The organism is Phaeobacter gallaeciensis DSM 26640 (assembly GCF_000511385.1).
In the GTDB taxonomy this organism is placed as follows: domain Bacteria; phylum Pseudomonadota; class Alphaproteobacteria; order Rhodobacterales; family Rhodobacteraceae; genus Phaeobacter; species Phaeobacter gallaeciensis.
Window position 1 is genome coordinate 206,518 of sequence record NC_023138.1, and the last position, 13,734, is coordinate 220,251.

A 13,734-nucleotide genomic window follows, 5' to 3' on the forward strand; every position below is an offset into this window, starting at 1 on the left:
GCAGATCAGCGGGTTTGAGAGGGCGCAGCACACCCTGGTCTGGCGGAGCAGAAAGCACATCCATGTTCATTTCATGCAGCTTTCCGATGAAGCGACTTCTCCTTCAGATTGTATTTTTGTAGTGGATTCCGTTCCACATATTGATCCCGTAGTCGGTGGCGCCTTTCCAGATAAAAAGAAAGTCATACTCCAGATCTGTCAAATCAGCGCTGATGTCGCGATGGATTTCGAAGGGGTAGGGCACATGGCGCCAATGCTTGTTCAGCCCCTCAAGACAGCGAAACGGTCGCATGGACAGAAAATGACTCTTGAAGGGCTCTTGCCCCATTTCAATGACATAGCTTCGATCCTCCGCGAAGGTGACCTTAGCAATCTTCACAGGTGCTCCATCCGATAATCGGCGCAATTCGCATGACACATCCCTCCTCCCGCTGAAAATTTAGTTCTTTGAAGATGCAATTTCTGCGCGACCAAAGTCGCAAATGGGACCTACGACCATTGTGCAATACCGATTGCACCAGTTCCTGCAAATATTGAGGCGGAGGAAAGAGTCTGCGCTCCGCGGTTGGCTCTCAATTGGACCGCCCACCGAAGGGCAACTGGGAGGAGAAGACATGAACAAATTTCTAATCGCTGCCACAGCTAGCCTGCTTGCGACCTCTGCGCTGGCAGATGGGCATGGGGCGGGTGTTACAGAAGAAATGCTCGCAAATGACACCGCCTCGACAGATAATGTTCTGACCAATGGCATGGGACGGCACTTACAGCGGCACTCACCACTGGACATCCTGGACAAGGACAACGTCAAGAATCTCGTACCGGCTTGGGCTTTCTCACTGGGCGGGGAAAAACAACGTGGCCAGGAAACCCAGCCGCTGGTGCATGACGGCGTCATGTATATCACCGGCTCCTATTCGCGCCTCTACGCGATCGACGTGAAAACCGGCGAAGAGCTGTGGCAATATGATGCGCGTCTGCCCGAAGGTATTCTGCCTTGCTGTGACGTGGTCAACCGAGGCGCGGCGATCTACGGCGACAACGTCTATTTCGGCACGCTGGACGCGCGCATCGTTGCGCTGAACGCCAAGACCGGCGACACGGTCTGGAACAAGAAGATTGCCGATTACAAGGCGGGCTACAGCTATACCGCGGCACCGTTGATCGTGAACGGCCTGGTCATCACTGGCAACTCCGGCGGTGAATTCGGCATTGTAGGCGCGGTTCAGGCGCGGGATGCCGAAACCGGTGAATTGGTCTGGGATCGCCCCGTGATCGAAGGCCATATGGGCATGCTGAATGGCGAAGAAAGCACCATGACTGGCACGCTGAACGCAACATGGCCGGGGGACATGTGGAAGACCGGCGGCGGGGCGACCTGGAATGGCGGATCTTACGACATCGACACCAACACACTGGTCTTTGGCGCCGGCAACCCAGCGCCTTGGAACTCCTGGCTGCGCGACGCGGGGCAAAACAACGATGGCACCGGCGACAACCTTTATGCCGCCTCACGCATTGGTCTTGATCCGGCAACGGGTGAAATCAAATGGCACTATCAGACCACGCCTCGCGAAGGCTGGGATTATGACGGTGTGAACGAAGTGGTCGCCTATACCGACCGCGCAGGCAACAAGCGCTATGCCACCGCGGACCGGAACGGCTTCTTCTACGTTCTGAACCGTGAAGACGGCGCATTTGTTTCAGCCACGCCTTTCGTCAAGGACATCACCTGGGCCGAAGGCATCGACGAAAACGGTCGCCCGATCTTCAACGAGGCAAACCGCCCTGGTGATCCATCAAAAGCGGCTGATGGCAAGAAGGGCGAAGTTGTCTTTGCCTCTCCCTCTTTCCTGGGCGGCAAGAACTGGATGCCGATGGCGCATTCGCCGGTGACAGGCCTGTTTTATGTGCCCTCCAACGAATGGGGCATGGATATCTGGAACGAGCCAATCACCTATAAGAAGGGTGCGGCCTACCTTGGGTCTGGCTTTACCATCAAGCCAAATTACGAAGACCATATCGGCAGCCTGAAAGCGATTGACCCCGACACGGGTGAGATGAAGTGGGAGTTCAAGAACGACGCCCCTCTTTGGGGTGGAGTGATGACCACTGCCGGCGGTCTCGTATTTACCGGCACGCCTGAAGGCAAGTTCATCGCCTTTGACGATGAAACCGGCGAAGAGCTTTGGTCCTTCCAGACTGGTTCAGGCATCGTTGGCCAGCCAATCACTTGGGAACAGGACGGGGAACAATATGTCACAGTGATCTCGGGCTGGGGTGGCGCGGTACCGCTTTGGGGTGGAGAAGTCGCCAAGAAGGTAAACTATCTCAACCAGGGTGGCACGCTTTGGACCTTCCGCCTGCCAAAGCAGCTTGCTTCCGCAGAGTAAGGCTATCATTCGATTAGCGAAGGCCCCCGGATTTCCGGGGGCTTTTTTGTTTCATAACTGGGTAAGACAGGTCTGATCGGCCTTGTTGCACCAATCAAAAGCTGAGCGCAGTCTTCCTTTCCCCGGATAGGCTTATTTATCCCAAAGGCCGCGTAACAGGCATCTCAAGCGCCGCGTAGTCGTTCAGCACGGCTGATACGAACCGGCCGCTCGGCAACCTAGCGCTCGTGTGATGTCAGACTCTCCTCATTGAGTAACTCCTTGGCGTCTAATAGGAGCTCAGTTGAGGGTAGCGCGCTCCCGTGCACAACAAAACTACCCTTAATGTGAATTATGTTAAATATATCGCAATCACGAAACTGAGTATCAGGCTCTCAACGCTGCCGCGAGAGCTCGGACACCTTTCTCTAGGTGCTCCTCCGAAAATCCCGCGAACCCCATGACAAGCCCTCGGCTCACAGGTGGGCCTGCGAAAAAGGACGACAAAGGCTGCACGGTAACCCCGGCGGATTTAGCCCGTTCTACCGCTTCAGTATCGCTCATGCGGCTCTGTAGATCTGGCGTCAAACTAGCGACCAGATGCATTCCGGCAGGCACGGGATCGACAATCAAAAGATCCGCGGCATGCAGCTTGATTGCCGTCAAAACTGCCGCCTGCCGTTTGGCATATAGGCGCCGCATGCGTCGGATGTGTATGGCGAAGTCACCGCTTTGCATGAACCGTGCCAGGACCGGCTGCAGCATCAGCGATGCCTGCTGATCTAACTGGGGCAATGCCGACCTCACCTTGGGCAACATTGACTTCGGGAAAACCACAAACCCTAGCCTCAATGCGGAAAAAATCACTTTAGAGAAGCTGCCGACGTAAATCACCCGATCCTGATTGCTGAGGCTCATCATGGCGGGAAGCGGTTTACCTTGGAACCGGTATTCACTGTCGAAGTCGTCTTCGATCACATAGGCGTTGCGGGCGACGGCCCATTCGATCAGCTCAAGCCGACGGGACAGTGGCATTGTGACGCCGAGCGGATAGTGGCGCGATGGGGTCACGATCGCCGCCTTCGCCCGAGGGGTCGTTTGAAGCGCCGTCTTGATATCGAGTCCCTGTTGGTCGACCGGCGACGGAACAGAGACAAGCCGGTTGTGGTGCACAGCCCGGTTCAGGACGGCGTATCCCGGCTCCTCGATCAACACCTCGTCTCCTTCGCTGAGCGTTGCACCGGCAATCAGACCGATGGCTTCGACAACACCTGATGTGATGAAAACCTGCTCTGCCGTGCAGGGCAATCCACGCCATTCGCGCAAATGATCCGCAATAGCTTCCCGCAGAGGCGGCCAGCCAAATGGATCGATACGCGACAGCAGCGCCGCATCCGGCCTTCGCCAGGTCTGATCATGATGACGCGCCCATTGCCGGTACGGGAACAGTGTTAGTTCGGGTGAGGAGGTATCAAATGGCTGCAAGGGCGCGGAAGGGGCCGCCCTTTCTGGTATGATATCGGACCTGACCTGATCCACATGGGGCGCAGCGCCGGACTGCATCTCTGGCACCTGATCCGGCAATTCTGCTTCGACATAGACGCCCGACCGTGCGCGCCCCTCCAGATACCCTTCGCTGATCAACTGATCGATGACCGCAGAGACCGTCACCCGAGAGACCGACAACTCCTCGGCCAGCGTTCGACTGGAGGGGAGTTTTGATCCCGGAGCTATCATTCTGTCCAGAATCAACCGCCTCAGCTGCGTAAGAAGCTGCACCTGAAGCGTGTCTGCACCATCGCGATCAAGGGAGAGGGACAGCAGTGCCGCCCCCGTTCTGGCTTTAGTCATTCCTCAAGAATTGCTGTATTTGATCAAGCCAGTCAAGCCGGCATCACCCACCCGGAATACTCCCCTGCGACGCGGTCCCGCCCTCCCCTCGTCGGTTTGACGGGACCAATATCGCGCTAGTCGTTCGGGCGCACCCGAGCCGCGGTTTTATTGGCGAAAGCCTCAAGCCGTGCACGGGCGGCCGGTTGTGTGTTCACCACGCCTGCAACAACAGCTTCGGCGTAAGCCGCGTCCATGCCGGACATATTGTTGAGATGGCTGATCGCAGAGCAGATGGCATAATTGGTGAGCGGCAGGTTTTCGGCTGCCCGATCAGCAAGCTCAAGCGCCTTGTCAAAGCTGGAACCATCAGTGATGTACTGCGCCAATCCCAGATCAACTGCCTCCTGCCCCTGATAGACACGCCCCATCAGGATCATGTCGATCATACGGGATTTGCCGATCAAATCAGACACCCGAATAGTTGCGCCACCCCCAGTGAAAATCCCACGTTGCCCCTCTGGCAAAGCAAAATATGTGGTGTGATCCATCACACGAATATGGGCGGCGCTGGCAAGCTCCAGACCGCCCCCAACCACCGCGCCCTGCAGTGCTGCGATCACCGGTACACCGCCATATTCCATCTTGTTGAACGCCTCATGCCAGCGCAGGCAGACATGCATGAATTCATCTGGGCTTCGGTCTTCTTTCCAATGCTCAACCAGATCCAGACCGGCGCAGAAATGGTCGCCCTTCCCGGCGAGGACCACCGCCTTTACCCCCTTGCGATGAGCATTGCTGAAGAACTGAACCAGTTCCTCGATCGTGGCGGTATCCAGCGCGTTGCGCTTGCTAGGGCGATCAAGGCTTACGACGCAGACGCCGTTGTCGCGCACGTCGATTGCAAGGTTCTGATATGAGCTGAAACTGTCTTTTGCCAACATGGCTGGATCCTTTCGGACTAGGAGATGTGCCCGGAGGCGGATATTTTATCGGAGGTCAGAGCTGGCTGGCTTCATCAAGAAGGCTGGTTGCGCCCGTCATGATGCGCGCACGATCACTCTCGCATTCGACCAGAACATGATGCGCAAATATCTGCGCGGTGGTGATTTTTTGCGCCATGAATTCGGTCTCGTTCCCCCTTTGCTGTTCCGCCTCAGCAGCGCGCGCGGCGCGCGCCAGCTGCCAGCCGGCAGCAAGCGTACCGGTGAGGTTGAGGAAGGGCACACTGCCCCCAAATGCGGCTCTGGGTTCATTGGGGGCGGTTTCCAGCAGCCAGGCCAGGCTGGCATCAAACGCCCGCCTGGCCTCGCCAAGACGTACCGCGATATCCTGCAGTTTGGCGCTCCCTGTTTGTAACGCAGCCTCGGTGTCTGCAATCATAGCGGAGAACCGGCGCGCCGTTTGACCGGCATCTCGCAAAACCTTGCGCCCAAGCAGGTCGTTGGCCTGAATGGCGGTGGTGCCTTCATAGATCGGCAGAATGCGCGCATCCCGGTAAAACTGCGCCACACCGGTTTCTTCGATGAACCCCATGCCGCCGTGGATCTGCACCCCGAGTGATGCTACCTCAACCGCCCGCTCCGAACAGAACCCCTTGACCAAGGGAACCAGAAATTCAGCCACCGGCGCGGTCTCGGCGCGGATGTCATCATCGCCGTTTTGGGACAAATCCAGCCAACCCGCCGCAGCCATACTCAGAGAGCGCCCCCCTTCGACCAGTGCTCGCATACGCAGAACCATCCGGCGCACATCGGGATGACCAATGATCGCCGTTGTCTTGTCAGGGTCCAGCCCAATCGCCTGGCCCTGTACCCGTTCCTTGGCGTAGGACAGCGCATGTTGATAGGCGCGTTCAGAAACAGCGACGCCCTGTACCCCAACCGCAAACCGCGCGGCGTTCATCATGGTGAACATGTATTCAAGACCGCGGTTCTCCTCCCCGATCAGATAGCCGGTGGCATCGGCATACTCCAAAACAGCCGTGGGACTCGCCCGTACTCCCAGCTTGTGTTCAATACTGACGCAATCGACGCTGTTGCGGTCGCCGGGTGTGCCCTCCTGATCAACGAGGAACTTGGGCACCAGAAACAGGCTTAGCCCCCGGTGGCCCTCCGGCGCGCCCGGCGTCCGGGCCAGAACCAAATGAATAATATTCTCCGATAGCTCATGCGCGCCATAGGTGATAAAAATCTTGGTGCCGCTGACCCCGTAGCTGCCATCCGCGCGCGGCTCTGCCTTGCAACGCACACGCCCCAGATCGCTGCCGGCTTGTGGCTCTGTCAGGTTCATAGTTCCGGTCCAACGGCCGGAGACCAGCGGGCGCAGATAGAGCTCTTTCTGCGCCTCGCTTCCCGACAATTGCAGCGCGTCAATGGCACCATCTGTAAGAAGCGGGCAGAGGCCAAAGCTCATGTCTGCCGCGTTCAGAATTTCGGTGGCTGCCGCGCCGACCACGCGGGGCAGCCCCATTCCACCATGATCGGCCGGGTGAGCCAGGCTTTGCCATCCCATGTCAACGAACTGTGCGTAGGCAGCCGCAAAGGCCTCTGGCAGAACGACCTTATCTCCATCCAGCCGTGCCCCCGTGGTGTCGCCGACAGCCGACAGCGGCGCGATCAGATCAGTGCAAAACCGGCCCAATTCCTCCAGCGCGGCCCGGGCATCGGTGCGATCAATCTCACCGTATTTCTCAAGGGCGCTGACCTGCGGCCATTGCGAAAGATGGTCGAGATTAAACATCATGTCACGGATCGGAGCTTCATAAGCCATTGGCGCCTCGTTGATGTGCTAGCTGTTGCCGATTGTCTAAGCTATGGCCAGAAGACTGCCCATTCCAGAATTTGACAAACGACTTTCCGAAAGTGACAAATCGACGTATTCTATTGCCTCTATGACACGCCCTAATCCAGACACGCTGGCAACCGTTTCACTGCCCTTCATCGAAGACTGGCTGTCCGCTCTTCAGCCCTGCTGTGATGTGGATCAGATACACAGGATCCTGTCTCACTGCGGTCTGTCCCAACTTGTCAACTCAAAGCCCGAGGCAAACAGAGCCACTCAGCGCGTTACACTGGATCAGATCGTTAAGCTCTATCAAATTGCCGCTGCAGAAACCGGCGATGAGATGCCTGGCCTGTGGAGCCGTCCGGTTCGTCCACGGGCGCTTCAGCACCTGCTCACAACTGTGCGCGAAGCTGGAACTCTGCCGGCAGCACTCTATCGGTTTTCGACGTTTTGGAATCTGATACTGGACGACTACTGCATTGAACTAAAATCCGAAAAATCAAAGATCACTCTAAGCCTCATGCCACGTGGCGCGCCGGAAGCTCACCGTTTCGGGCATATGCTCCTGCTCAAATTAGCGCATGGATTGCTGTCTTGGCTTGCAGGTTACGAGGTACCGGTTCGCGCTGTGCAGTTTGCATTTGACCAACCCGATTTTGCGCAGGACTACGGGGTGATTTTTCCCGCCCCGGTGCGCTTCTCTCAGTGGTGTTCTGCGATTTCATTTGATCCGCAACAGCTGGGACCCCCGCAACCTCGTAGCCCGGCGGAACTTGCGGCATTCCTGGATCGGGCGCCGCGGGACTGGATTTTCACCGGTTTTCGCGAGCATCGGCTGTCCCTGCAGATCCGGGATTTTCTTTATCGATCAAACTGGGAAGACTGCCGTCTGGGGGACGCGGCGGCGATGCTAAATGTGACACCTCGCACGCTTATGCGACGGCTGGAGGATGAGGCGACGTCCTTCCAGTCCATCAAGGACGCTTTACGCCGTGACATCGCCATCCGTGACCTGCGGGCTGGTCACAAATCCATCGAGGACATCTCCGACGACCTTGGCTTTTCATCGGCTGCGAACTTTCACCGCGCCTTCCGTCGCTGGACCGGGGGAACAACCAGTTCGTATCGGTAGCTTCTTGGCAAAGTGACATGGAATATCCATTTGCATTCGAAGAGAGGATGCCTTGCTTTGCACCCCAGCATTGATCGTCATTTTGACAGGTCAGATTTACAAAGCCATGGTACTTAAAAGAAATCGCTACGGATATTCTATGACGCATTCAGACTTCGCGATCACATCGGATAAGGTTCTGGAACGTCAGTTGCGCACGCAGTGCCTCGCAGGAACCACCCTACTGGACTGCGTTGCCCTACCCCAAAGCACCGGCTATCTGGCCAGACTCTTCTTCAAATCTGGTACTCGGCTCGAAGACATCTCAACACCGCACACGACTGCTTCCCCAATTCGGAGCGGAAACGGCGCTGTGATCCTAGATACTCCCATATCAAGCCCTACCGACCCGATTGCGCTTGATATAGAGGGGCAATCATTCAGCCTCACTGCGGAACCTGTGGAAACCAGCTTGTTTGCCGGTCTCAATGTGCTGCTTGCAATCCGCAATGGTGAAAGCCCGAAAACAGCCGCGACCTGGATGCAATATCATGCAACGCAGCATGGAATGCAGGCGGCTGTCATTCTCGACCAAACGCCACCCGATGAAAGCCGCCTTTTCATCAGAGAACTGCGCAACTTGGCGCACACGATCAAAGGGCTAAGCCAAGTGGTCGTGATACACTCGGAAATCCCACTGGGTCAGAAAGGACTGCCTGCAGAAGCACACCCTTTGAATGTTCGAAACGCCCCTATTAGAGATTGGTCAGCGCGGCCGCCCATAGATCCATGGAGAGCACCGCTGGGCGAGTGTCTGATCTATGAAATCATCCGAAGACGGTTCTTAAGCGCCGCGCGCGCCGTTGCAAACATAGATCTATATGACCTATTGGCCCCGCCATCAGGGCCGAATGTCTTTGACCGCGCAGTACAGGCAGACGACAAATACATCCGCTTACTAGGAGCCCAGACCTATCCGTGGCGCGTCCGCCGGGACCAAGATGCCTCATTTGCTGATCACATCTGCACTGCGTTTGACAGCAATACCCGCCATCCACGTTGGTGCGTCGCGCCTGGCGGCAGCAAAGACGGCCATATCTGGCAGCAAAGCCAGATTATCGGAGCCATAGCCGAGCCGACGCAACCGTCAAATTTCTTTCGAAACATGGTCCTACGTCATCCAACACGGAAAATCTCACACCTCGTGGCAAAAGGAAGCTTACTGGAATCGCCGGAGCTGCTGACACTCTCACTGGAACATCTTGGCGGCAATCCGGTGCGTATGCCTGAAAAGAAACGCCTGAATCACTCAAGCGTGGGAACCCGGACATCCGTCGTCACGACCATGAAAAACGAGGGGCCGTTCATTCTGGAATGGCTGGCCTACCATAGGGTCATCGGGGTTGATGATTTTCTCATCTACACCAACGACTGCACGGACGGCACTGATGCGCTGCTGAGGGTTCTGCAGGACAAGGAGATTGTCCAACATCGAGACAACCCCCTCCACGACACCAAGACACCCCCACAACATGCGGCATTTCAGGCGGCTCAACAGGAACCCCTTGTCCGCGACGCTGACTGGATCCTCAGCATGGATGTTGATGAATTCATCAACATCAAATGTGGTGACGGGTATCTCAGCGATCTTTATGCAGCGACGCAAGGCGCCAATATGATCGCCATGACGTGGCGCTTGTTCGGCAACAATGACGTGTCGGAATTCTCAGGGGAGCTGGTCACGCGAGAGTTCACACGATGCGCCTATGAAATCACGCGCAGGCCTCACCAGGCATGGGGCTTCAAAACGCTGTTCCGAAATGATGGCATCTTCAAAAAGCTCGGCGTACATCGGCCCAAAGGGCTGCGGCCGCACCACTGGAGGGATATCCATTGGGTGAATGGATCCGGGCAGGCTATGCCACAACAGATGTTCCGCAGCGGCTGGCGCTCAACCATTGAAACCTATGGGTATGATCTGGTGCAGCTCAATCATTATGCAGTGCGCAGTGCTGAGAGTTTTCTGGTCAAACGGGACCGTGGCCGTGTGAACCACACGGAACGAGATCAAGGGCTACCCTACTGGTTTCGAATGAATAATAATTCTGAGGAAGAGCGATCCATTCAACGCCTTATCCCCGAACTTGAGGCAGAAATGGCGCGGCTGTTGAGTGACCCGGATATAGCTGCCGCGCACGACTATACCTGTCGGCGGCATCGGGAACAGATTGACGAATTAAAAAAACGCGACGACATGCGAACGTTATACCAGGAAATCACAGGCGACAGACTGCGCAAGCTGTCCCGAATGCATGCGCATTTTTGCACCAATGTGTTCCTGAACGGTCCGGATGTTATCCCGGATGAGCTCACCGAACAGGATCTTGCAGACGACTTTTTCTTTACGGTTCCTCGCACTGAAACCAAAGACTGAGAGAGCGCCCGTGACAGGTGACAGATCCTGCTGAGCGGCAAGGATGTGCTGGGATCGTGACAACGGCTCTCGGCAGACGATCTAGGAGGCAGCAAGAAAATTCATATCTTGCGGTTTGTTATATTATAAAATAATAAACCGTGCAGCGAGGGAGTCTTGATATGAGAAAACGCGCTGCTGCTCGGCAACAGGATGTACTGAACGTACTGAAGGCATGTGACAAGCCGATGACTGCGTATCAAATTCTTGAACAACTTCAGATATCTGAGCCTAATATTGCGCCCCCGACCGTCTATCGTACGCTTTCGGCGCTGACCCACCAGGGGCGCGCTCACCGTCTTGAATCGATTAATGCCTTTGTGCCCTGCCGTTGCAGCCATGCGGAGAGCGTGCCCGTCTTGGCGATATGTGACGATTGCGGCAGTGTTGACGAACATGACGGTAGCGAGCTGCTACCAAAACTTACGGCCCTGACCGACCAGAATGCTTTTCACGCCGTGCGGCATATTGTCGAAATCCACGGATTGTGCGGCGCATGCGCCGCCTGATCGACTGTTAACATATTGGATATTGATCATGAAACGAACTCTCTCATTGCTTGCTATCGTCACCGCTCTGCCTGCATTGGCGGAGGGCACGCGCGAACTTGATGCCCATGAACACGGCGTTGGGACGCTCAACATTGCGATCGAAAACACAACCGTCTCAATGGAATTCGAAGCCCCGGGGGCAGATATCGTCGGGTTTGAATACGCCGCCAAAAGTGAGGCAGATATCTCCGCGGTTAACACTGCACTTGCCACACTCAGCTCACCTTTGCAGCTGTTCGTCGTCCCGGATTCAGCGCTCTGCAGCATAGTGGATGCTCATGCAGCACTTGAAAGCGGGGAGGAACATGAGGATCACGCTGACGAACACGGGCATGAGGAGCATGCCGATGATGAACACACGCATGATCACGGGCATGAGGATCATGAAAAACATGACGACGCTGAACATGAGGAACATGAACACGAAGAGCACGATAGTGATCATCATGATGGTCACGCAGAGCATGCGGCCCACTCCGAGTTTCATGCCAACTACGTGCTAGACTGTGCGAATCCTGAAGCGTTGAGCGACATAACATTTGCCTATTTCACTGCCTTTCAGCAGGCGCAAAGTGTGGATGTGCAAGTGATCAGATCAACTGGCGCACAGGCCTATCAGGTTGACCGTAACGCGCCAGTCTTAAACTTGGAGCCGTGACCCCTGGTGGTTGATGCAACCCTCGAAATCAACGATCTGGCCTATCGCTGGCCAGGTCGCGACGGATTCTCGCTGACGGTCCCGCACCTTACTGTATCAGCAGGTGAAACTGTGCTGTTGCTGGGCGAAAGCGGTTCGGGAAAGTCCACGCTTTTATCGTTGATCTGCGGCACAGTCCTGCCGGACCGTGGCGAGATCTCGATCGCGGGCAGGACGATCTCCGCGTTGAGCGGTGGCGCACGCGACACGTTTAGAGCAGACCATATTGGGGTTATCTTTCAGCAATTTAACCTGTTGCCCTTTGGATCGGTGATAGACAACATTCTACTCCCGCTCCGCTTCGCGCCGTCACGGCGGCAGCGTGTGAGTGACCCAACTGCAGAGGCAGCGCGACTGTGTTCTGCGCTCAATTTGCCAGAGGATGTTATCAGCGCCAAGGCCCGGACCCTGAGCGTGGGCCAACAGCAACGCGTTGCAGTGGCCCGAGCATTGATCGGCACCCCCCCATTGATCATCGCCGACGAGCCGACCTCAGCACTTGATAGCGGTGTGCAGAGCGCCTTTTTAGACTTACTTTTTACTCAGACAGCATCGCATGGCTCCTCGCTGCTGATGGTCAGCCATGACTCACGGCTCAGCGCATGTTTTGACCGTGTGATCCATATGGAAGATATCGCTCACATGAAAAGGGCGATGACATGATAGTGCGCCTTGCAATTGCTTCCCTCTTCGCACGCGCGTTGACTGTCGGCATGACAATCCTTGCCATCGCGTTGTCTGTCGCTCTGTTTCTTGGTGTCGAGAAAATACGGACGGGTGCCAAAGCAAGCTTTGCCGACACAATTTCCGGGACCGATCTAATTGTCGGTGCCCGGTCTGGATCAGTGCAGCTGCTGCTCTATTCTGTTTTCCGCATTGGCAATGCGACCAACAATGTCACCTGGGAAAGCTATCAAGACATCGCAAGACGACCCGAAGTTGACTGGATCGTACCGATTTCACTGGGCGACAGCCATCGTCAGTTTCGTGTCATGGGCACAACCAAAGCATTCTTCGATCATTACAAATACCGCCAAGGCCGATCTCTAGTGATGGCCGATGGCACCCGGATGGATGATCTCTTTGATACCGTGATTGGTGCCGATGTCGCTGCCACACTCGGCTATCATGTCGGAGACCCCATTATCGTAGCGCATGGGCTTGCGTCCTTTGCCAAACATAAAGATCAGCCCTTCCGCGTGTCCGGGATACTGGAGAAAACGGGCACACCAGTTGATCGCACAGTCATCGTTAGCATGGAGGCAATCGAAGCAATACATGTTGACTGGAAAAGCGGCGCCCAAATCCCCGGCCAATCAACGCCGGTCGACGTCATCCGTGAGATGGAGCTGACGCCCAAGGCTATAACCGCAGCCCTCATAGGCGTTGAAAGCCCACTCCAGACCTTCGCGTTGCAACGCGCCATCAATGACTATCGCGAGGAGCCCCTGCTGGCGATTTTGCCAGGCGTTGCGCTGCAGGAGCTGTGGAGCATTGTCGGCATCGCGGAAACCGCTTTGCTCGCGGTGTCAGCGATGGTGGTGGTCACCGCCTTGATCGGAATGATGGCGACAATTTTTTCCAGCCTTAACGAAAGGCGCCGTGAAATGGCAATTTTCCGCGCCATGGGTGCCCGACCCCGGACCATCCTCAGCTTACTGGTGCTGGAAGCAATGGTGATGGCCACCGTTGGCGCACTTCTTGGACTGGTTTTGCAATACGCTGGATTGCTGGTGGCCCAACCTATCCTAGACAGCACTTTCGGCCTCTGGATACCGATTGATACTCCGACGCTGCGCGAGGTTTGGCTCATTCTGGGTGTAATCTGCGCTGGCGTGATTGTGAGCCTCATACCCGCCATGCGAGCCTACAGAATGTCTGTCGCTGATGGTATGGTCGTCAAAACGTGATGCTCT

General features: G+C 56.1%; 11 protein-coding genes. 7 read left to right on the plus strand and 4 right to left on the minus strand.

Translation table 11 applies throughout. From position 1 onward, the window contains the following. Nucleotides 1-103: 103 nt before the first annotated feature. A complete protein-coding gene (locus tag GAL_RS19165) occupies nt 104-379 on the minus strand; it encodes a hypothetical protein (protein WP_024099203.1) in 276 nt (91 codons plus the stop codon). A gap of 235 nt (nt 380-614) precedes the next feature. Between GAL_RS19165 and GAL_RS19170 the strand changes: the two genes are divergently transcribed. Then, a complete protein-coding gene (locus GAL_RS19170) occupies nt 615-2,390 on the plus strand; it encodes a PQQ-dependent methanol/ethanol family dehydrogenase (RefSeq protein WP_024099204.1) in 1,776 nt (591 codons plus the stop codon). A gap of 366 nt (nt 2,391-2,756) precedes the next feature. On the opposite strand, the gene pdxR is transcribed toward GAL_RS19170, so the two are convergent. The 3 genes from pdxR to GAL_RS19185 form a co-directional block, all read right to left on the minus strand. Then, complete coding sequence (pdxR, locus tag GAL_RS19175; RefSeq protein WP_024099205.1) at nt 2,757-4,220, minus strand: MocR-like pyridoxine biosynthesis transcription factor PdxR; 1,464 nt, start codon at nt 4,218-4,220, stop codon at nt 2,757-2,759. 116 nt (nt 4,221-4,336) lie between these two features. Further along, complete coding sequence (gene dmdD / locus GAL_RS19180; RefSeq protein ID WP_024099206.1) at nt 4,337-5,143, minus strand: methylthioacryloyl-CoA hydratase; 807 nt, start codon at nt 5,141-5,143, stop codon at nt 4,337-4,339. Between the two features lie 55 nt (nt 5,144-5,198). Next, nucleotides 5,199-6,971 (minus strand): acyl-CoA dehydrogenase, encoded by a 1,773-nt coding sequence (locus GAL_RS19185; RefSeq protein WP_024099207.1) that lies wholly within the window; start codon nt 6,969-6,971, stop codon nt 5,199-5,201. 121 nt (nt 6,972-7,092) lie between these two features. Between GAL_RS19185 and GAL_RS19190 the strand changes: the two genes are divergently transcribed. From GAL_RS19190 to GAL_RS19215, 6 genes are all read left to right on the plus strand, one after another. Continuing rightward, nucleotides 7,093-8,118: a helix-turn-helix transcriptional regulator gene (locus GAL_RS19190; RefSeq protein WP_024099208.1), complete on the plus strand. Its 1,026-nt coding sequence runs from the start codon at nt 7,093-7,095 to the stop codon at nt 8,116-8,118. Between the two features lie 139 nt (nt 8,119-8,257). Further along, complete coding sequence (locus tag GAL_RS19195) at nt 8,258-10,531, plus strand: glycosyltransferase family 2 protein (RefSeq protein WP_024099209.1); 2,274 nt, start codon at nt 8,258-8,260, stop codon at nt 10,529-10,531. A gap of 161 nt (nt 10,532-10,692) precedes the next feature. Beyond that, nucleotides 10,693-11,079, plus strand: coding sequence for a Fur family transcriptional regulator (locus GAL_RS22310; protein ID WP_024099210.1), 387 nt, complete (start codon nt 10,693-10,695; stop codon nt 11,077-11,079). Between the two features lie 28 nt (nt 11,080-11,107). Further along, nucleotides 11,108-11,779 carry a zinc uptake protein ZrgA gene (zrgA, locus tag GAL_RS19205; protein ID WP_024099211.1) on the plus strand — a complete coding sequence of 224 codons (672 nt, stop codon included), beginning with the start codon at nt 11,108-11,110 and terminating at the stop codon, nt 11,777-11,779. Nucleotides 11,780-11,785: 6 nt separating this feature from the next. Beyond that, complete coding sequence (locus tag GAL_RS19210; RefSeq protein ID WP_024099212.1) at nt 11,786-12,481, plus strand: ABC transporter ATP-binding protein; 696 nt, start codon at nt 11,786-11,788, stop codon at nt 12,479-12,481. Then, nucleotides 12,478-13,728 carry an ABC transporter permease gene (locus tag GAL_RS19215; protein WP_024099213.1) on the plus strand — a complete coding sequence of 417 codons (1,251 nt, stop codon included), beginning with the start codon at nt 12,478-12,480 and terminating at the stop codon, nt 13,726-13,728. The genes GAL_RS19210 and GAL_RS19215 overlap by 4 nt, the downstream gene beginning before the upstream one ends. Nucleotides 13,729-13,734: the final 6 nt, after the last annotated feature.

What these genes read in the sequence shown, in the direction of transcription:
- GAL_RS19170 (WP_024099204.1), top strand. Translation starts at nt 615, where the DNA reads ATGAACAAATTTCTAATCGCTGCCACAGCTAGCCTGCTTGCGACCTCT.
- pdxR (WP_024099205.1), bottom strand. Translation starts at nt 4,220, where the DNA reads ATGACTAAAGCCAGAACGGGGGCGGCACTGCTGTCCCTCTCCCTTGAT.
- dmdD (WP_024099206.1), bottom strand. Translation starts at nt 5,143, where the DNA reads ATGTTGGCAAAAGACAGTTTCAGCTCATATCAGAACCTTGCAATCGAC.
- GAL_RS19185 (WP_024099207.1), bottom strand. Translation starts at nt 6,971, where the DNA reads ATGGCTTATGAAGCTCCGATCCGTGACATGATGTTTAATCTCGACCAT.
- GAL_RS19190 (WP_024099208.1), top strand. Translation starts at nt 7,093, where the DNA reads ATGACACGCCCTAATCCAGACACGCTGGCAACCGTTTCACTGCCCTTC.
- GAL_RS19195 (WP_024099209.1), top strand. Translation starts at nt 8,258, where the DNA reads ATGACGCATTCAGACTTCGCGATCACATCGGATAAGGTTCTGGAACGT.
- GAL_RS22310 (WP_024099210.1), top strand. Translation starts at nt 10,693, where the DNA reads ATGAGAAAACGCGCTGCTGCTCGGCAACAGGATGTACTGAACGTACTG.
- zrgA (WP_024099211.1), top strand. Translation starts at nt 11,108, where the DNA reads ATGAAACGAACTCTCTCATTGCTTGCTATCGTCACCGCTCTGCCTGCA.
- GAL_RS19215 (WP_024099213.1), top strand. Translation starts at nt 12,478, where the DNA reads ATGATAGTGCGCCTTGCAATTGCTTCCCTCTTCGCACGCGCGTTGACT.